The organism is Pseudidiomarina aestuarii, assembly GCF_003987355.1.
Classification (GTDB): Bacteria; Pseudomonadota; Gammaproteobacteria; order Enterobacterales; family Alteromonadaceae; genus Pseudidiomarina; species Pseudidiomarina aestuarii.
The window spans coordinates 1,360,606-1,381,161 of record NZ_PIPR01000001.1 but is presented as its reverse complement, the minus strand read 5'-3'; the positions used below and the strand labels follow the sequence as shown (position 1 = coordinate 1,381,161).

General features: G+C 51.1%; 10 protein-coding genes. 6 read left to right on the top strand and 4 right to left on the bottom strand.

Features of this window, described 5'->3' with window-relative positions; genetic code table 11:
* Positions 1-15 precede the first annotated feature (15 nt).
* The 6 genes from aceF (at position 16) to CWE22_RS06225 (ending at position 10,379) form a co-directional block, all read left to right on the top strand.
* A complete protein-coding gene (gene aceF, locus CWE22_RS06250; protein ID WP_169930486.1) occupies positions 16-1,713 on the top strand; it encodes a dihydrolipoyllysine-residue acetyltransferase in 1,698 nt (565 codons plus the stop codon).
* Between the two features lie 92 nt (positions 1,714-1,805).
* The gene (gene lpdA, locus CWE22_RS06245) at positions 1,806-3,230 is read left to right on the top strand and encodes a dihydrolipoyl dehydrogenase (RefSeq protein ID WP_169930485.1); all 1,425 of its coding nucleotides are present in this window, start codon (positions 1,806-1,808) and stop codon (positions 3,228-3,230) included.
* Positions 3,231-3,424: 194 nt separating this feature from the next.
* Positions 3,425-5,491, top strand: a complete 2,067-nt coding sequence (locus CWE22_RS06240) for a M13 family metallopeptidase (RefSeq protein ID WP_169930484.1) — start codon at positions 3,425-3,427, stop codon at positions 5,489-5,491.
* Between the two features lie 22 nt (positions 5,492-5,513).
* Positions 5,514-5,888 carry a hypothetical protein gene (locus tag CWE22_RS06235; protein WP_169930483.1) on the top strand — a complete coding sequence of 125 codons (375 nt, stop codon included), beginning with the start codon at positions 5,514-5,516 and terminating at the stop codon, positions 5,886-5,888.
* A gap of 86 nt (positions 5,889-5,974) precedes the next feature.
* A complete protein-coding gene (locus CWE22_RS06230; RefSeq protein WP_169930482.1) occupies positions 5,975-7,270 on the top strand; it encodes an efflux RND transporter periplasmic adaptor subunit in 1,296 nt (431 codons plus the stop codon).
* Entirely contained in the window at positions 7,251-10,379 is a 3,129-nt protein-coding gene (locus CWE22_RS06225) for an efflux RND transporter permease subunit (protein ID WP_169930481.1), read from the top strand. The genes CWE22_RS06230 and CWE22_RS06225 overlap by 20 nt, the downstream gene beginning before the upstream one ends.
* Here the strand turns inward: CWE22_RS06225 and CWE22_RS06220 are convergent.
* The 4 genes from CWE22_RS06220 to CWE22_RS06205 all read right to left on the bottom strand — a co-directional run bounded on the left by CWE22_RS06220 (position 10,376) and on the right by CWE22_RS06205 (position 20,552).
* Positions 10,376-16,801, bottom strand: a complete 6,426-nt coding sequence (locus CWE22_RS06220) for a FecR domain-containing protein (RefSeq protein WP_169930480.1) — start codon at positions 16,799-16,801, stop codon at positions 10,376-10,378. The two genes, CWE22_RS06225 and CWE22_RS06220, sit on opposite strands and share 4 nt — an antisense overlap.
* Entirely contained in the window at positions 16,791-18,137 is a 1,347-nt protein-coding gene (locus tag CWE22_RS06215; protein WP_169930479.1) for a tetratricopeptide repeat protein, read from the bottom strand. The genes CWE22_RS06220 and CWE22_RS06215 overlap by 11 nt, the downstream gene beginning before the upstream one ends.
* Positions 18,138-18,252: 115 nt before the next feature.
* Positions 18,253-19,002 carry a 3',5'-cyclic-nucleotide phosphodiesterase gene (locus CWE22_RS06210; RefSeq protein WP_169930478.1) on the bottom strand — a complete coding sequence of 250 codons (750 nt, stop codon included), beginning with the start codon at positions 19,000-19,002 and terminating at the stop codon, positions 18,253-18,255.
* Entirely contained in the window at positions 18,999-20,552 is a 1,554-nt protein-coding gene (locus CWE22_RS06205; protein ID WP_169930477.1) for an HD domain-containing phosphohydrolase, read from the bottom strand. Before CWE22_RS06205 ends, CWE22_RS06210 begins: the two co-directional genes overlap by 4 nt.
* Between the last annotated feature and the right edge of the window lie 4 nt (positions 20,553-20,556).

The following is a 20,556-nucleotide window of genomic DNA, read 5'->3' as shown; positions in this document are numbered from 1 at the left end:
GGAGCGGAGGCACTTATGGCAGATTTAAAAGAAGTCCTAGCCCCGGATGTGGGAGGCGAAGCGGTTGAAGTCATCGAAATTTTGGTGAGCACGGGTGATGAACTCGCAGCAGAAGACTCGTTGATTACCGTTGAGAGTGATAAAGCATCCATGGATATCCCCGCACCTTTTGCCGGCAAGGTTGCCGAAATCAAGGTGAAGGTTGGCGATAAAATTAACGAAGGTGATTTGCTGGCGATGTTTGAAGCCGCAGGTGACGCAGACTCAGGTTCGGAGCCTGAACCTGAGCCAGAACCTGAAGCAGCTCCGGAACCAAAGCCAGAACCAGAGCCAGAGCCGGCTCCAGAGCCTGATTCTGCGCAGGATGAGAGTGCAGGCGAAAGCAAAGTGATTGAAGTGAAGGTTCCCGACATCGGTGAATCTGGCGAAGTGGATGTGATCGAGGTTTTGGTCAAAGAGGGCGATGAGATAGCAGCTGAAGACGGCCTGATCACGCTGGAAACCGACAAAGCAACAATGGATGTACCGGCACCGCAAGCGGGCGTGGTTGAGTCTGTCGAAGTGAAAACGGGCGACAAAGTAAAAGAAGGTTCGTTGGTCATTATGTTGCGGGTGCAGGACAGTGGCAGTAAGAAAGCTGCTGAACCATCGCCGGAACCGGCTCCAGAGCCGCAGCCAGAGACAGAATCAAAGTCCCAGCAGCCAGCAGAGAAGTCGAGCGACAGTAGCGAGCAACGTAAGCCACCGGTTCCTGATCATCCGCTGGATAAGAAAGGTAAAGCCGAAGGTCTCGCTTACGCATCGCCTGCAGTGCGCCGTCTCGCACGTGAATTTGGTGTCGATCTGAATCAAGTGAAAGGTTCAGGTCGTAAAGACCGAATCATGAAAGAAGACGTGCAAGACTATGTGAAATACGAATTATCGCGTCCGAAGGCAAACGCTGGCGCCGCGACGGGTGGTACGGGTGGATTGCAAGTGATTGCGCCACAGAAGGTCGACTTCAGTAAGTTCGGCGAAGTAGAGCAGGTGCCATTGACTCGGATCCAGAAAATTTCGGGGCCTAATTTGCATCGGAACTGGGTCACGATTCCGCATGTAACGCAGTTTGATGAAGCCGATATTTCTGAGCTGGAAGCATTCCGTAAGCAAGAGAATGAGCTGCAAGCGAAGAAGAAGGATGGCATCAAGATCACGCCATTGGTCTTCATCATGAAGGCCGTTGCGAAAGCCTTGCAAGAGTACCCGGTCTTCAACTCATCGCTGCACGAAGATGGCGAAAGTCTGATCATGAAGAAATATATCCATTTGGGTATAGCGGTCGATACTCCAGGAGGCTTGGTCGTACCGGTTATTCGTGATGTCGACAAAAAGGGTATTTATCAACTGTCGGAAGAGCTGATGGACGTCAGTTCACGGGCTCGTGACGGCAAGCTAAAAGCGCAGGATATGCAAGGTGGTTGTTTCTCGATTTCCAGCCTCGGCGGTATCGGTGGAACTGCATTCACGCCGATTGTGAATGCGCCCGATGTCGCTATCTTAGGCGTTTCAAAAAGCGAGATGAAACCGAAGTGGAATGGCAAGGAATTCGAGCCACGTTTGATGTTGCCGCTGAGCCTATCGTATGACCATCGGGTTATCGATGGCGCAGTAGCCGCGCGCTTTAGCGTCTATCTCAGCAATGTATTATCGGATATCCGTAAACTGGTCCTGTAAACAGGCCATGTAGAGTAAACAAATCGCTATGGGGCTGCTATAATGCGCCCCATTTATCGAATCTGGTCAATGAACGAATCAAAGAGGTCGTCATGAGCAAAGAAATTAAAGCCCAGGTGGTCGTACTCGGTGCGGGTCCTGGTGGATATTCAGCCGCGTTCCGCGCTGCTGACTTGGGACTTGAAACCGTTTTAGTCGAGCGCTATAGCACCCTTGGCGGGGTTTGCTTAAACGTCGGTTGTATCCCATCGAAAGCCTTGTTGCACTTGGCGAAGCACATTGAAGATGCCAAGCATTTGGGTGCTGAAGGTGTTGATTTTGGTACGCCAAAAATCGATCTCGACAAGATTCGCGAGCACAAAGAAAAAGTCATCGGTCAATTGACTGGCGGTTTGAGCCAAATGTCGAAAATGCGCAAGGTTACCGTGGTCAACGGCACCGGTGAATTCGCCAGCGACAAGCAATTGAAGGTGAAAGGTGATGACGGCGAAACCGTGATTAACTTTGAACACGCCATTATCGCGGTAGGTTCACAGTCCATTAAGTTACCTTTCGTACCACACGACGACGAGCGTATCTGGGATTCGACAGCAGCACTCGAGTTGCGCTTCATTCCAAAACGCATGTTGGTTCTTGGTGGCGGTATTATCGGTCTGGAAATGGGTTGTGTGTACAGCGCGTTAGGGTCAACCATTGATGTAGTCGAAATGACCGATCAATTGATTCCGCCGGCAGACAAAGATGTCATCAAGCCGTTCATGAAAACCATGAACAAGAAGTTCGACAATATTATGTTGAACACCAAAGCGGCGAAAGTAGAAGCCAAGAAAGATGGTATCTACGTGACGTTCGAAGGCGACAAAGCACCGGACAAACCAGTCAAATATGATGCCGTGCTAGTGGCTGTTGGTCGTGCTCCGAATGGTAAGAAAGTGGGTGCGGAAAACGCTGGTGTGAAAGTGACTGACCGTGGCTTTATTGAGGTCGACAAGCAATTACGTACCAACGTGAAGAATATCTTCGCGATTGGCGACTTGGTCGGTCAGCCTATGCTGGCGCACAAAGCCGTTCACGAAGGTCATGTGGCTGCTGAGGTGATTGCCGGTAAGAAACATTACTTCGATCCGAAAGTGATTCCATCGATTGCTTACACAGATCCTGAAGTTGCGTGGGCAGGTCTCACCGAGAAAGAAGCCAAAGAGCAAGGCATCGAGTACGAAGCAGCGACCTTCCCGTGGTCGGCTTCAGGTCGTGCGATTGCGCAAGGTGCAACAGATGGTTTCACTAAGCTGATTTTCGATAAGAATAACCGCATCATCGGTGGTGCTGTTGTGGGGACTAACGCAGGTGAATTGCTGGGCGAAATTTGTTTAGCAATCGAGATGGGTTGTGATGCTGAAGATATCGCACTCACCATTCATGCGCACCCAACATTGCATGAATCAGTCGGCCTCGCCGCCGAAGTGTTCGAAGGGTCAATCACCGACCTGCCGAACAAAAAGGCTAAGAAAAAGTAAACGATCGTCTAATTTGCGATCAACGACCGGGGACATGCGCTGCATGCCCCGGTTTTTTATTGCCGCGCTCCCACCCATCCGCTATCGTAAACAGCAATTGGCTACTAGCTATTAGTTACTAGCAGTGCGGTTTTGCTCTTCGCTAATATCGAGTAGCTATTATCAAATATCGCTTTTCATTTTTTGGAGTACTCATGAACAAGATTAATACCATTGCGCTTAGTGTCGCACTTGCCCTCGGGGTGGCTGCTTGCTCGCCGCAGCAGAGCACCGAACAACAACAAACTCAAGCTGCAGAGCAGCAACAAGCGCTGACATCAGGTCTGCGTATGGAAGCATTTGATACCAGCGTTCGTCCACAAGATGACTTATTCTCGTATGTGAACGGAACTTGGGTGAAAGAAACTGAAATGCCTGCGGACCGCTCGCGCATTGGCTCGTTCACCGAGTTGCGTGACGAAAACCAAGAGCGTTTGCGTGGCATTATTGAAGCCGCAGCAGCAGCTAACCCAGAGCCAGGTAGCAACGAAGCGAAAATTGGTGATTTCTTCAACAGTTACACCAATGTTGAGCTGCGCGACCGTTTGGGTGTGACGCCAATTGCTGCTGATCTCGAAGCTATTGCACAACTGCAAGACCACAATGCAATTGCCGCGCATTTTGCCAAACTAGCCCAGATGGGTGTTGGCTCGCCGTTTGGTTTTTATGTCTATCCAGATGCGAAGAACCCGGGCATCAATGCCATTTACATGTCGCAATCCGGTTTGACCTTACCAGATCGTGAGTACTATCTCAGTGACGACGAAAAGTTCGTCGAAATTCGAGCGCAATACAAAGACTATCTCGTTGATATTCTCGAGTTAGCGGGTTACGCCTCAGCGGCTGAAGCTGCCGATGCCATTATGGCGTTGGAAACGGACATCGCGACTGCCCACTGGACTCGTGTTGAAAGCCGTAATGCTGATAATACCTATAACAAAAAGTCGATGGATGAGCTCACCGAGTTATTTGGCGACTTCAACTTCGGTGCCTTCACCGAAGCAGCTGGCTTAGCCACTCTGGACGAAGCCATTGTGCGTCAGCCGTCGTATTTCGAAACTTTCGGCGATATGTTTGACGACGTATCAGTCGACACCTGGAAGCACTACATGGCATTGAAAGTAGTGAATCGCTATGCCTCCGCATTAACGACTGAAATGAGCGACCGTCGCTTCGAATTCTTTGGCAAAGTCTTGCAAGGTACGCCTGAACAAGAACCATTATGGAAGCGTGGCGTATCGGCTACAGACAGCGCTCTCGGTGAAGTACTGGGTCAACTCTATGTGGCTGAATACTTCCCACCTGCTGCCAAGGCGCGAATGGAAGAGCTCGTCGCTAACCTGATTACCGCTTATGGTGAGTCGATTGATAACCTTGAGTGGATGACCGAAGAAACCAAGCAGAAGGCACAAGAGAAGCTGAGTAAATTTACGCCGTACATTGGTTATCCGAGCGAGTGGCGCGATTACTCAGACCTCGTTGTGGCGGCAGATGATTTAGTCGGTAACTACAAGCGTTCAGCGCAGTTTGAGTTCAACGACAATTTGAGCAAAATCGGCAAGCCAGTCGATGAAGAAGACTGGGGTATGACACCACAGACGGTCAATGCTTACTACAGCCCAGTGCGCAATGAAATTGTCTTCCCAGCCGGCATTTTGCAGCCTCCATTCTTTAATATGAATGCTGAAGACGCGGTCAACTATGGCGGTATCGGTGCGGTGATCGGACACGAGCTTGGCCATGGGTTTGATGACCAAGGCTCCAAGTATGATGGCGACGGTAACCTCAATAGCTGGTGGACAGAGCAAGATCGTGCAGCGTTTGATGAGCGCGGTACTATGCTAGCAGAGCAATACAGCGAGTATGAGCCGATTGAAGGCCTGAAAATGAATGGTCGCTTAGCCTTGGGTGAGAACATCGGTGACTTAGCGGGTTTAACTATCGCTTACAAAGCCTATGTAGACTCATTGAACGGCGAACCATCGCCAGTGCTGGATGGCTTCACCGGTGAGCAACGTGTGTTCTTAGGTTGGGCTCAGGTGTGGAAAAACAAAGCGCGTGAAGAAGCCATTCGTCAGCAAGTGGCAGTGGGTCCTCACTCTCCAGCTGAGTTCCGTGTGAACGGTACGGTCGTCAACATTCCAGCGTTCTATGAAGCGTTTGATGTGCAAGAGGGCGATGACTTATACGTGGCTCCAGAGCAACGCGTGACTATTTGGTAACGCTTAGGCTATACTTGTCGGCATGAACATCATTATTCGCATGCTTATTGTGTTGCTGGTGCTGGGTTCCCTCGGGACCCCAGCATCCGCTCGTGTGAGTGATGACGGCATGTCGGCAAGTCATACTGCCGCCATGCAGCACACTGTATCGGCTGATGTCGACGCTGACCATTCATGTTGTGACGATGAGTCGACCAGCAGTGAGATTGTGGTCATTCAACATATGGACTGCGACAACACCTGTAGCGATTGTCAGCATCATTGTGCGGGCTCTGCATCGGCACTCACACAATCTGCTTTTACCTTCCCCAGTACCTTGCCTGCGCAAATTTTGCGTGACGATGGTACTGTCATTACCGCTTTACCCGGATATCTCGACCGCCCACCGATGGCCTAACGATCAATTTGCTTTATAGGCGCGCTGTCTCTATCAGTGCTCGCAGCTCTGTCTGCTGAAATTGGTTTTACACAAGGTCATTTGCTATGAATAAATTCTTCTTTAACCGCTTGGTGTGGTTGCTTATGGTTGTCATGACTATGAGTGTGGTAGTGTTTCCGCAGCCATTACGCGCTCAAGAGCATGAACACGAGCATCAGGAACAATCGAATGCTCAAGCATTAGCGCAGCCAGAAATGCTGGAGCAAGATGCTGCAGTTGAATATATCTGCCCTATGCATAGCCATATCGTTCGTGATGAGCCTGGTACTTGCCCCATTTGTGGAATGGACTTGGAAGCTCGCGAACGACAAGAGCAGGTGACGGTGCAAATCAGTGACCAAATGCAGCAGAACCTTGGTATTCAGACGACTGCGGCGTATCGCACTACATTATGGCGTTACTTGGCGACGCTAGGTACGGTCGAATGGAACGACAATGCTCGCGTGCACATTCACCCACGTGCCGATGGTTGGCTGGAAGAGTTGGCGATTCGGAGTGAGGGACAACGGGTCGAAGCCGGTGATTTGTTATATACCATCTACAGTCGTGAACTCGTGGTTGCGCAGCAAGACTTACTACAGGCCGTCGATGGCGCCAATTTGGCCGATAGCCAACGGCAGCGGCTGATCCGTGATGCGCGTTTGCGGCTGGAACTACTGGGAATGACAGCGACACAAACTGACGCCATCATGAAGTCAGGTGAGATTCTCTATCGAGTGCCTGTGTATGCTCCGGCAGCCGGAGTCGTTACCGAGCTCAACGTGGCACAGGGCATGTACGTGCAACCGAGCACTGAGCTACTGACTATTACCGGTGATCAAAGTGTGTGGCTGATTGCCGATGTCCCCGAACGCTACAGCGATTGGCTCCGCGTGGGTGCACCGGCAGACATTACCTTGCCGCAGGCCGATCTGCGCGGCTTTGAAACCGAAATTGATTACATTTACCCGGAATTGGATCGGCAAACACGCAGCCAGCGTGTTCGTATCTTGTTGCCGGAATCGGCCACCACGCCGTTGCAGGTAGGCATGCAGGCACAAGTTGAACTGTTCGGTGGACCACGCCGAGATGTCCTGGCGGTCCCGGTGAGCAGCCTTATTCTGACCGGCTCTGACAATCGCGTCATGGTTCGCAGCACGGATGGCACTTTCGAACAACGGAACGTTGAAATCGGTCTAGTCGTCAATGGCGAAGCGGAGATACTGTCTGGTTTGATGGAGGGTGAAAGGGTGGTCACCGCAGGACAGTTCTTGCTGGATTCGGAAGCGAGTTTATTGCTGAGCCGCCAACAGCGAAAAGATGCACCAGCGGAGGCGCAAGATGCTCACGCAAATCATTAATGCCTCCATTCGCAACCGCCTATTGGTAATTGTCGCAGCTTTTATAGCTGCGTGGTTAGGTTGGCGTGCCATGGTATCGACACCGCTCGATGCAATTCCTGATCTGTCTGATGTTCAAGTTATTGTAAAAACGCCGTATCCAGGGCAAGCGCCGCAGTTGGTCGAAGAACAAGTCACATGGCCGCTTGCCAATATTATGTTGGCAGTACCTGGAGCGACGCAAGTTCGCGGCTATTCGTTTTTCGGCGACTCGTATCTCTATATTCTGTTCGACGATGACACTGACATGTATTGGGCGCGTAGCCGTGTGTTGGAATACCTGAATCAGGCTTCGGATCGTCTGCCTGACGGCGTGACACCGACACTCGGACCTGATGCCAGCGGAGTGGGCTGGATCTATCAATATGCGCTGGTTGACCGCAGCGGCAATCATGACTTAGGTGAGCTCACCAGTTTACAGAATTGGTTTTTGAAGCAAGAGCTACAAAGTGTGTCGGGTGTAGCCGAAGTCGCTACGGTCGGTGGCATGGTTGCTGGCTATCAAGTGGTGGTAGAGCCTCAGCGTCTGCAGGCGTTGAACTTAACCTTAGAGCAGGTGCAATCCGCCATCGTTAACGCCAACAATGAGGTGGGCGGCGGTATCATTGAAATGGGTGAAGCGGAGTATATGGTGCGTGGCACTGGCTACATTCAATCGCTGGAAGACCTGCGTCAGGTGCCACTGCCAGTGATGAATTCGCGAGACGGAACCGTGACGTTGGCTGACGTCGCCACCGTTCGTCGTGGACCTGAACTGCGTCGCGGCATTGCAGAACTTGATGGCGAGGGCGAGGTGGTCGGCGGTATTGTGGTGATGCGCCATGGCGAGAATGCGTTGGCAACTATTGAAAACGTGCGCGCGAAACTCGATTCGATAAAGGCTGGCCTGCCGGATGGTGTCGAAATCGTTTCGACTTATGATCGCTCGCAATTGATCGAACGTGCCGTGGACAACCTGCAAACCAAATTGATTGAAGAGATGGCATTTGTGGCACTGGTGACGGTGCTATTCTTGCTGCACCTGCGTTCCGCACTGGTCGCGATTATCACGCTGCCATTGGCCGTGCTCATGAGCTTCATAGTGATGCGGAGTCTGGGTATCAACGCGAATATCATGAGTCTCGGCGGTATTGCGATTGCCATTGGTGCGCTGGTCGATGCGGCCATTGTGATGGTTGAGAATGCGCACAAACACCTTGAGCGCTTTACTCACCAAGAGCAGCGTCAGCCCAACTCAGGTGAGCATTGGCAACTGGTTGCAAAAGCCAGTGTTGAAGTCGGTCCAGCGCTATTTTTGTCGCTCCTCATCATCACCTTGAGCTTTTTACCTGTCTTTGCGCTGGAAGCGCAAGAAGGTCGCTTGTTTGCTCCTTTGGCCTACACGAAAACCTTCGCGATGGCGGCCGCTGCATTACTCGCTGTGACGTTGGTGCCGGTGTTAATGGGGTATTTTGTTCGTGGCAAGATCATTTCAGAGAACCGGAATCCGCTGACTCGAGGGTTAATTTTTGTCTATCGACCTCTGCTCCGAGGTGTCCTAGCGTGGCCTAAGCTGACTTTAGTTTTGGCTGTTTTAATGGCGGTAAGTGCTTACTACCCATACAGCAAGCTCGGCAGTGAATTTATGCCGACCATGCAAGAAGGGGATTTACTGTATATGCCGACCACGCTTCCGGGTATTAGTCCAGCAACCGTCAGTCAGCTGTTGCAACGAACCGATCGGTTGATTGCCCAAGTGCCAGAAGTGGAGCGAGTCTTTGGTAAAGCAGGGCGCGCTGAAACAGCTACCGATCCAGCACCACTGACTATGCTCGAAACGACCATTCAGTTGAAACCTGAAGAGGAATGGCGCGACGGTGTAACCATTCAAGATATCATCGCGGAACTTGACGCGACCGTCCAAGTTCCGGGTATTACCAACGCTTGGGTGCAACCTATCAAGACCCGTATCGACATGTTGTCCACCGGCTTAAAAACGCCGCTAGGACTCAAAATTGCAGGTCCTGATTTAGCCGAAATTCAGCGGCTTGGACAATCTATCGAGCAAGAGCTCGCTGATGTAACAGGCGTTGCTTCGGTTTACGCTGAACGACCTGCGGCAGGACGATATATTGAAATTCAACCAGATTTAGCACGTGCCGCGCGCTACAACGTGAGTCAAGCTGAGTTGCAGCGAGTTATCCAGTTTGCTATCGGCGGTGGTCGTATCGATGAAACGGTAGAGGGAACGGAACGTTATCCCATTACCTTGCGCTATCCACGTCAGTACCGTGATCATGTCGAAAGTCTGCGACAATTGCCCATAGTGAGTCGCGACGGTGCTTGGGTGACATTGGAACAGTTAGCAACCGTAAGTGTCACCGATGGACCTGCGATGATTCGCAGTGAAAATGCACGACCAACGGGTTGGGTGTTTATTGATGTTGAGAATGATATGGACGTTGGTACGGTGATTACCAATGCACAAGCGGCGTTAGCTGACTTTGAACTACCGCCACGGTATGCATTGACCTGGTCCGGTCAATACGAGCAAATTGAGCGCGTTGAAGCTAAGTTGCAGGAAGTGATTCCTATCACGTTGGCGGTCATTTTGATCTTGTTGTATTTAACGTTCCGCTCGTTCAAACAAGCAATCTTGATCATGGCAACGCTGCCTATTGCTCTGGCTGGTAGCCTTTGGTTCCTTTGGTATTTGGAGTTCAATCTCTCCATTGCCGTGATGGTAGGTATGATTGCACTAGCGGGTGTGGCAGCCGAGTTTGGTGTGGTGATGTTGTTGTACCTCAATAATGCTTGGCGAGACACACAAGAACGCACGCTAGTAGGCTTAGATAAAGCAATCATGGAGGGTGCAGTGATGCGGGTTCGGCCAAAGGCCATGACGGTACTGACCATCATCGCCGGTTTGTTACCGATCATGCTGACGCAGGGCACCGGCAGTGAGGTGATGCAACGCATTGCCGCGCCAATGATAGGCGGAATGATAGCGGCACCACTGTTATCATTGCTGGTGATTCCGGCGGTCTACCACTTGTATTGGCAATGGCAACTGAAGCGCGCGATCCGTTAAGGATCGCGCCCAAAAATACCCACGCCGCGCAGGGCGTCGCCACCGCCCTGTGCCTCAATAATTGACATAATCCCTTCGAATTCAGCACCAACAAAGGTCGCGTCAATTCTACCTGAGTCGAAGAAGCCGCTGCCAATCAGGTCAATAGCGCCGTCCGCCCAGAAAGTGCTGAAATCGACACCCGTGGCGCTCAAACCGCCACTGTCAGTCGCATTCATAAAGGCGAGATTAATATCGACCAGCCCATCATCAAAATTCACCTGGATGTCAGACGTATCGTAATCCATGTCAAACTCGTAGGTACTGCCTTTCAGTGACGAGCCTGCAAACATGGAGTAGGTATGCGTACCACTTAATAAGGTCGTACCCGCAGGCGTTAAATCATTGCTGTACAGATAGTACATACGCGAGTCATTATTTTGCGCGGTAAAACCACTCGGATCTGATGTTTGAACGGTGTAATCATCGGCTTCCCAATACCCCCAATGAATTTGCGGTGTGTCGGGTCCAGCCGAGCCAGGCAGGGCATAATTGTCACTGTAATTGAGTGTATTGCCGCCAATGTACGTGACGCCATCCCAAGCACTATGAAGTCCGAGTGTCGGCTCTGTGCCTGGTGTCGTCAGCAACAGTCGCAAGGCGTCACCACTCATGCGGTACAAGCTATCGGCATTCGAGAACCAAGCAATGCCTAGATTGCCACCTAAATCTCCAAGACTAACTTCATCAAAACCATTGGTGATGCTCAGTTGTTCGAACACCAGTACATCATGGAACCAATCACCGCCGCTGTTGGTGCCGCGGAATTGCGCCATAATGCCTTCGTGCTCAGAGCCAATGAATTGTCCCCATAACGCGCCCGAGCCGCCACTAAAGTAGCCGTCACCGACCAAATCGATTTGCTGTGCAGAGTACAGTGCTGTTAAACCGCTGGTGCCAAAGAAGCTACCGAGTAAGCCAATTGACTCAAAGGTATCGGCATCGAGGAAGTCGATACGGATATCGACTGCTACGAGTTCTTCATCGAAGTCGACAATAATGCGGCTACCGTCGTAATTCGAGATAGCACCATCAACAGCATCATAAGATCGATTCTGTTGTGCCGCAGGCACATAGTGATAGCTTATGGTACCCGTTGGACTCGTTGCAGTAGGAGGAGTGATCACTGATGCTGCCATGTACAGTAACATCGAGTCACCAGCTCCGGAGTTTGGCGGTGATTGAGTGCTGTCGAAGATACTATAGCTACCCGCAGCCCAATAACCCCAGTTTAAGTCAACGCTACCAGCGGTCCAGGTGAACGTGTAGTTGAAAGAGCTTTCTGCATTTCGATTATTAAAGCGCAAACCGTCACCGCGTAATTGCGCCAGCACCGCGGTAGAACCTGAACTATTGAAAAGTCCCGCAGTAATGTCTGTTGCCAGCATGTAATCACGATTGCCAGCAATAATGCCGCCAGTGTTCCATCGGTTTGGATCAATTTCATTGAGCGGGCCAATCGCGACATCACGACCCCATAACAAGAAACCACGATAGATGCTGTCGTCACCGGCATGGTAGCCGTCGAGTAAACCGACAATACCTTGCAGTTCAGCGCCTAACCAATGCGCGTGATAAGTGAGCTCGCTAAAATTGCCCGAACCCCCGCTAAACAAAATGGTGTCCATATCAAACAGCTGTTGCACAGTGGCGCTGGCTGAAAGGTAGTAGACAGTGCCATTACTGGCTTCATCAATTCCGAGGTCGAAGTCGATAGTGCCGCTGATAAAATCAACGTTGGCCGTTCCATCTAAGCCAATCCAGTTGCCCTCGAGGGCATCGAACAAGTAACCAAATTCAACGTTATAACTAAAGTTTTCGAGTGATAGCGAGGAAGTAGGGTCACTAAAGTTCGGGCTCGAAATTCCTCGCAGTACATCGCTGGAAATCCGCTCATTCTGTTGACCAAAGAGCAAATAATCTGAAGGTGGTGCTTCCCAGTAAGAGAAGTAGATATCTTCACCACCTAACTGCACCGAGTAATTCATCACATAGGTAGAGTTGAGGTAGCCCCAGAATTCATAACCAGATTCATTGCTGGCGTAGTTAGGTAAAATAACTTCGCCCACTACTTGTGGTGCTTTGGCGTAAAAATCGGTAGCGTAAAAATGCGTATTAAAGCCGTCACCTGCAATCAAAATGCCGGCATTTGCCATACCCGGGAACTGATCAAAAGTCGCATCGCTGCCGCCTATGGCGGGGAAGCCGTTAAATGAATACCGCGTGAACAACAGGTCTCCAAGCAAGGCATCCGTGCTACCTACCAAATAAGCACGCAATAAAGTGGCTATACCTTCCATCTGAGCACCAACAGGACGTGCCCAAAGTCGATTACCAGTAGCAGCGAAAATGCCATCACCCTGCAGTTCTATACCTTGCGAACCATAAAGATCTGCGAACAAAACTTGCGCCCAGAGTCGACCATCACCGAATGGAAGCTCAAATTCGTCATACTGTTTGAAATCGAGCGAAATGGCTACTTCACCCGTATCAAAGTTGACGCTGAGGAAGCCATCTGTCGAGGATATGTAGCCGCCTCCCAATGAATCGTCGGTAAAATACAGCGAGCTATTGGGTCGCCATGCATGCACACCTGAAATCGACAATGTGCTCAAATCAGTCAATACATCGGCGTAACTGAAATAAAACGGGCTTGTATTGTCGGTGGACTGACTCTGAACATCCTCTGCAGCGTTGATTTGCTCAAAGAGTGCATAGCTGCCGCCGGAAATCCAGCCGGAGAATACCGATGCAGCGACGTTGCCACTGCTGTCATAGACATACCACTCTGACTCACTGCCCGAATACTGCGGCAGTAGCAACAATTGGAACAGCCAATTTTCGGACTGTGCTTGCGCAAGTGTAGAGCCAATGACAGAGGTGTTTTCCGCATTCGAGAAAATTGAAATATTGTCATTTAGACCCAGCATGCCACCGTTGATTGCACCCATTTCAGCAAGGCTTTGACCTAACGAATCGCTCGCTGAGAATACTGCAGCACCAACATAGGTTTGGTCGTAGCCAAATATCCGCAATAATGCAGCGAGTGCGTCTAAGTCCTCTCCAACGAGCGAGGCATACATGACCCCACTGGAGATGATTTCGCCATAGCCGTAGAGCGAGAAACCGTACTCAGAATCGGTGAGTAAACTTGAGATGGCGCTGGACCCTTGCAGGCTCTCGGTGCTCTCGCCAACATCAAACAACAGGGTCACAAAGACCGACTCTTGGCCGAAATCGATAGCGATATTGCCGTCGATCAGATCAATAGTACCGCTCTGGTCGTTGGCAAGTAATGAACCGCCCGCAGCAAATTCGAATGACCGAATTCCAGAGTCGGGCAGTACACTGGGTCCGTCCACATTCGCCCAGACAAAGTGATATGGCAGCAAACTTGCATTGTTGACGTTGTAACTCCATTCCAGTGCATAGTTAGGATCATAGTTCTTGATCATGTAACTACCGGGTTCCCAGTAGCCCCAACGAAACTCGATGGCACCGGATTCGGTGGTAATGGAATAACTATGTGCAGTATCACCACCGACCAAACCGGTTGGATCGAGCACCACAAAGTGAGGTGTGTAGCCGTACATGACATCACTTCGAGCGGCGATCGGAGCCCAAATATCTGCGGCAAATCGATCCCCATCTAACCACAGAGAATCGCCGTTGGGTCGCATGGCTAGATAATCAGCCTGGCCGATAAAAGTAGTACCCGCTAGAGTGATGTTTGCAGGTTGGTAGTTTGCATCGATAAAGTCGCATGGGAAGCTTCGCCAGCAGTAGGTATTCAGTAGACCGATCTGAATCCAGTACCGGACCAACTCGGTTTGCGCAAGTTGACCCAACTCAAGATAGATACCTGCTAGCATGCCGTCGATACCCCAGTCAGGATGACCGGTGAATTGACCGTATAGGCGGCCATCGATAAAGAGTGGATTGCCGCTGTCCTCAGTGAGACTGAGGTAACTGTCATAGAAGTCTTGAATAGTTCCTGCGGCGGACAGATTGAGAGTACCAGCATCCTCATAAAAGAGATTGATTTGCGCATCAATGGTTGCCGCGCTGAAGTCGACATCAATCCACGATGTTTCCTTAATGACATTTAAAATGCCATTGGCTTCACTCGGAACCTGACTAAAGACAATTTCAAAACGCGCTGGCTCTGAGTACAGTGCTGCTTGCGCAATGGCGCTCGCTGCATCGAAATAGATGTGCGGTGCGTAGCTGTAACCAAAGCTCCGACTGTTATCTAAAGGCGCATCATTGTAGGTCAGCGTATAGCTCTCTGGTGCCCACAGGCCCCATGAGAATGTATTGTTTGAGCCGGCAATATAAGAATCAAGCTGCAATGAGTTGAAGCTGACATTACTTTCAGAAATCGATTCAGAAATCGATTCAGAAACCGACTGACTCGTGACATTGTTATTTGGATTCTCGGCGACAAAGACAAACCCCCCGTCCTCAATACGCACTAAAGCGCCACTGTCGTCAAACATGACGCTTGCAGTTTGTGTACCGCCACTAAAACCACCGTCATTTAAACCTGCGCCAGTGGGCGGCAGATCGCTGGGATCGGGCTCGGGTTCAGGCTCCGGCTCAGGTTCGGGCTCAGGTTCCGGTTCAGGCTCAGGCTCTGGCTCGGGCTCTGGTTCAGGCTCCGGCTCGGGCTCAGGTTCAGGCTCCGGCTCGGGCTCAGGTTCAGGCTCCGGCTCCGGTTCAGGCTCCGGCTCCGGTTCAGGCTCCGGCTCAGGCTCCGGCTCAGGTTCAGGTTCAGGTTCAGGCTCCGGCTCAGGTTCAGGCTCCGGCTCAGGTTCAGGTTCAGGCTCGGGCTCCGGCTCCGGCTCTGGCTCAGGTTCGGGCTCAGGTTCAGGCTCTGGCTCGGGCTCAGGCTCAGGTTCTGGCTCAGGCTCTGGCTCAGGCTCTGGCTCAGGTTCAGGCTCTGGCTCTGGCTCTGGCTCTGGCTCAGGTTCCGGTTCCGGCTCTGGCTCTGGCTCAGGCTCAGGCTCAGGCTCTGGCTCAGGCTCAGGCTCAGGCTCTGGTTCAGGCTCTGGCTCTGGCTCTGGTTCAGGTTCCGGCTCCGGTTCAGGTTCAGGTTCAGGTTCAGGTTCGGGCTCTGGTTCGGGCTCTGGTTCGGGCTCAGGTTCTGGTTCTGGCTCTGGCTCTGGCTCTGGTTCAGGCTCTGGTTCGGGCTCTGGCTCAGGTTCGGGCTCTGGTTCGGGCTCTGGCTCGGGCTCAGGTTCTGGTTCTGGCTCTGGCTCTGGCTCAGGCTCAGGCTCTGGCTCGGGCTCTGGTTCAGGCTCTGGCTCGGGCTCAGGTTCTGGTTCTGGTTCTGGCTCTGGCTCTGGCTCAGGCTCAGGCTCTGGCTCGGGCTCTGGTTCAGGCTCTGGCTCAGGCTCAGGCTCAGGCTCGGGCTCAGGCTCAGGTTCAGGCTCTGGTTCGGGCTCAGGCTCAGGTTCTGGCTCGGCTACCTCTTCACCGCGATCCTCGGCATCATCTTGCCCGGCTTGCTCCGGAGGAACGACGGGATCGTTATTACCACTTGGGTCAGTATCAGGATTATTGCTATGGTCACCTAAATCAACAGGCTCGAGCTCATCATCGTTTTCGATACCTTCCTGCTCATCGGTGTTGTCACCTGAATCATTGCTATCTTCGGAAGTATTTTCGGAATCCTCCTCGTAGTCTTCAACGAACTCGATTTCCTCGCCAAATAATTCTTCCACAGCTACCGGTGGATCAGTGGGTTCAGATTGTTCATCTTTAACATATTTAAATCCTCCGGCAGGTACATCGACATCTGCAACCAGAGTTTTCTTGTTGACCATACCCTCCCGTACTAACAAATACACACCGGCCGGTAAGCCATCATATTGATCTTCTTGTCCTACTGGAATGACAAAAATGTGCAGGTCGGTACCGCGAATTCCCATGGTTGCTACTGGCGTTGTAAACTCTACATTTTCATGCTTTGTTTTGCCTATTAAACCGGTAACAGCACGTAATCCGCCGCGCAGCAAATGACTGGAGTGTGCATGATCTGAAGCGTCGTCGGGGTCAAACCGATGGGCAATAATTTCATAGGCAGATTTGGGACGGATAGCGACTAACTGTTGATCATTGAAGCGCATTTGAGCACTGCTGTTCTCATGCGTAACAACTCGATCACCTTCATATAAAGGACTACCGCGTTGCGCCGCAATGATTTCCGCTTCGCGATGAATCTCAACTTGCCCATGTACGAATAACAATCGAGCAATTTCAACCGTCTCAGCTGCACTTAATAAAGGACTGAAACCAGCTGCTGCCAGCACCACCAAAAGCACACTCAATGTGCGTAAACCCAGCCATGCGAGCGTCTGTTTTAATGCGTTAGTAAGCATAAGTCACCGTCCATTGAACCAAGCTCTGGTCCAAATCGAAAAAATCTACGCTTGAGCGCTGGTCGCGGTACTGAGCACTCAGTGCAAGTTGCCAATTGCGAGTTAAGTTGTGTTTCCACTCGCTCCGCAGACTCACCAAGTCATCACTGCGAATGTCCTCTTGACCACGATTAAAAATGGCAAAGCCAGGGTCGTGGTAGCGCAGGCGTCCATAAATAAGTCCCATCGATAGCTTATTGCGGTCATCCCATTGATAGTCAAAGTCAGCGGAGGCGTAGTAGCGAGTCGCATCACCACCGGGGCGAGTAGGACTATTTTTTACTCGCTCTATTTCAGCAGCGCCCCGAAATCGTCCGGTGAGTTCAGCGGAAAACTTGTGTATCCATTCGGCTTCACCCATACCCGAGCGGTAGTCATTGCGGTTATTCTTGAAGTGAAAGTCGCGCAGGCGGGTCGTAGCACGAACCAAATCTTGGTCGTTCATTTGATGTTCGTAGCTCATTTGCAGACCAATATGTGAGCGAAAGCTTTCTTCGTCGAGCCAAATTTTGCTGGCCTCAACACCATATTTAAATTGCTGACGATCATTTACGCGTTCGCCATAAAGTGCAGCGAGTTGAATAATGTTCGTATTAAATGCACCGGCCGCATCCGCTTGGTTGACGCGCGCTTGGCCACTGGCTGTCACTTCAAAGTATTCGCTATCGTTGACCGGCTTTTGGCGAAAATAGCTGCCTCGCAACGTCGCAAACGCAGTCTCATCTGCTTCTAAAATAGCTATCCCTTCGAGAAAGGTTCCCTGAAATAAATCAAAGGTATCAGGATAATTCACATAGTTGCTGTCGTAACCGACATCAGTACCTAACACCACCAAAGAAATGCCATCGCGCGCCCGCTGCTGGCGCTCGGCAATAGCCTCCTCATAACGTTGAATCATGGTTGCCGCGCGCTCAGGAGGATTCAGCGACTTCGCAATGGTCAAATGGTGTTGAGCTCGGTCAACGTTATTTTGTCGTAAGTGAGCGCCTACTAACTCCATATGCGCCCCAGCATGCTTGGCGTTTACTGCAACAACGCGCTGCAGAGCAAGAATGGCCTCGCTGTCTTCACCCGCGCGAAGGGCAATCACGCCGTACCAATAATCGAACTCTGGATCGCCAGCATAGTTATTTTCTAAGGATTGAAGTTCGCTAAACGCAGTCGTTGCATCGCCAGCGGCAGCCGCTTGTTGGGCGCGAGCAATTGCTTCCTGCAGTGTTTGAGCACTCAGATGGGGAGAAGATAAGCACGCGACTAGTACCACGAAAGCCAGTCGTGCGTTCCTGCACAATAGCATCTATCGATCCTTCAGTAAGACTGTAAATATCCTGTGAAGATTAGAACATGCTGAAAAATTGCGCAATGCCATTTCGCTTGTGCGAATGAGGTATGCATCAAGGTTTCGCTGGTGGTTAGTGCTCCAAATAACGCCAAGGATAATCTGCTAACAGTTCGGCCAACTCGGCGCGGATGGCAGGTTCGTAGTTCGGCTTCAAATGAGCCACCAAAATTTCTTTGGGGCGATAGTGCAGCTGGTCGATGAAGCGCTTCAATAGTTCTGTCGTTAAGTGTTTGGAAAGCATTGCCATTTCATGCTGCGCTTGCGGGAAAGAGCATTCGATCACCAGCTGATCGGCAGGCGGTAGTTGATTCAACGCATCAATCAAATTGGCGTTATAAGTCGTGTCGGCACAATAGACCAAGTGATAGGCATCGCTGCGGATACTAAAACCAACCGTCGGGACGGTGTGCTCCATTGTAATCGGCGTCACTTGCAGGTTCTCAATGGTAAATGCTTTACCGGGTTGCAACGGTACCATGTCGATAATGGGTTGCTCGACATTGGGCAACACTGTGAAGTCAGGCCACACTTGCCAATTAAATATATGTTTACGCAGAACTTCCAAAGTAGCGGGTTGTGCATACACACGGACCGCCTGATCTCGATAACCAATCACATTCGATAGAAACGTAGCTAGTGCACTGATGTGATCCATGTGAGCATGCGTCAACAGGATGTGGTCAACTTGGCGCATGGCGTCGAGTGATAACTTCTCTAAACCCGAACCTGCATCAATCAGAATGTTCGGTGTCAATTGGATGCAGGTACTTGGCGTACTGCCGCCGATGCCGCCACTGCAGCCTAAAACATGTAAATTCATCGTGCTGAGTACCCTGGTAATTGCGTTAAATCAACGGTATCTATTTGCTCAGGCTGCAAAAATCGTTGTGCATAGCTCAAATAGACTTGTTTATCGACAAACAACCGGAATAGATCCGCATCGAGATGATTATTCTCGACCATTCGCCCCATAATCGTGAGGCTCTGAGATAGTGGCATCGGCTTCTTGTAGCTGCGTTCAGGTGCAGTCAACGCTTCGAACACGTCGGCAATCCCCATAATGCGTGCGGGTATCGACATTTGTTCTTTCGTGAGCCCGCGTGGATAGCCATTGCCATCCATGCGCTCATGATGGCCACCTGCAAATTCTGGAACCCGTCGTAAATGCTTTGGAAACGGCAGTTTCTCAAGCATGTTGATGGTATGAACCATGTGGTCTTCCATAATTTTGCGCTCTTCTGCGGTAAGCGTGCCGCGCCGAATGGACAAGAACTCGACCTCCTGGGCTGTGAGCAGGGGTTGTTGTTCACCCTCGAGCGTTGGATAGGTGCGTGTTGCAATACGTTGAACCCGCGCAACTTCCTCATCACTCATGAACTCGCTACCGGCATTAGCGACGCGCAGAAACTCTAAGTCGTCGGCGAGTTCCACGCGGCGGTTCGCCCATTCAGGCTGTGCTGCCAATGCCGCGAAGCGCGCTTCAATGGTACCCAGTCGGTCATAGATGGTTTCCAGTTTACGACTTTTTTCAACCACATGCGGAGGCGTGACAATTTTGCCGCAATCATGCATCCAAGCAGCTGTTTTAAGCTCATAACGCTCACGCTCGTCCATTGTAAAGGTCTCAATCCCCGGATACTGAGAGCCGCTCGCTGCATCTGCAATCATCAGAGTCAGTTCTGGGACTCGTCGACAGTGCGCGCCAGTTTGTGGTGACTTGGCATCAATCGCTTCTGCGATGAGTTGGGTAAAACTCTCGAACAAGGTTTCCAACTCGCCAATGAGGCGTTGGTTGGTGAGGGCAATGGCCGCTTGCGACGCAAGTGATTCGGCCAGTTCAATATCATCATCATGGAATGCTTGGGTTGTGCCATTATCCTTTTTATTGATCAGTTGCAGTGCGGCAATGACCTCATTCTCGTGATTGCGAAGCGGTATCACGAGAACCGATTCCGTGTGATAGCCAGTTTTTTCATCGAAGGCACGCGTGCCCGAAAAGTCGAATCCGTCGGCATGGTAGGCGTCGTCGATGACAATCGTTTTTTCGTTTAATACTGCGCTTACGACAATCATGGAATCGTTAGGCTGGCCATTGTTAAACAGTGGCAGTGGCGCAAAATTATCAGAGAGCGGTTCACCGGACCCGCCATAGTGAATCTTGAGTTGATCATTTTGTACGAGCGCGAAATGCAATGTGCGGTCGCGATCTTCACCCTCAATCAGATACAGTGACCCCGCATCGGCGCCGGTGAGTTTGCGCGCACTACTGAGAATCATCTCAAGCAACCGCAAAGGGTCGCGTTCAGCGGTCAGTGCAATACCAATGTGGTTTAAATAGCGAATCCGTTCCACTAAATGTTCAGTACTCATGACC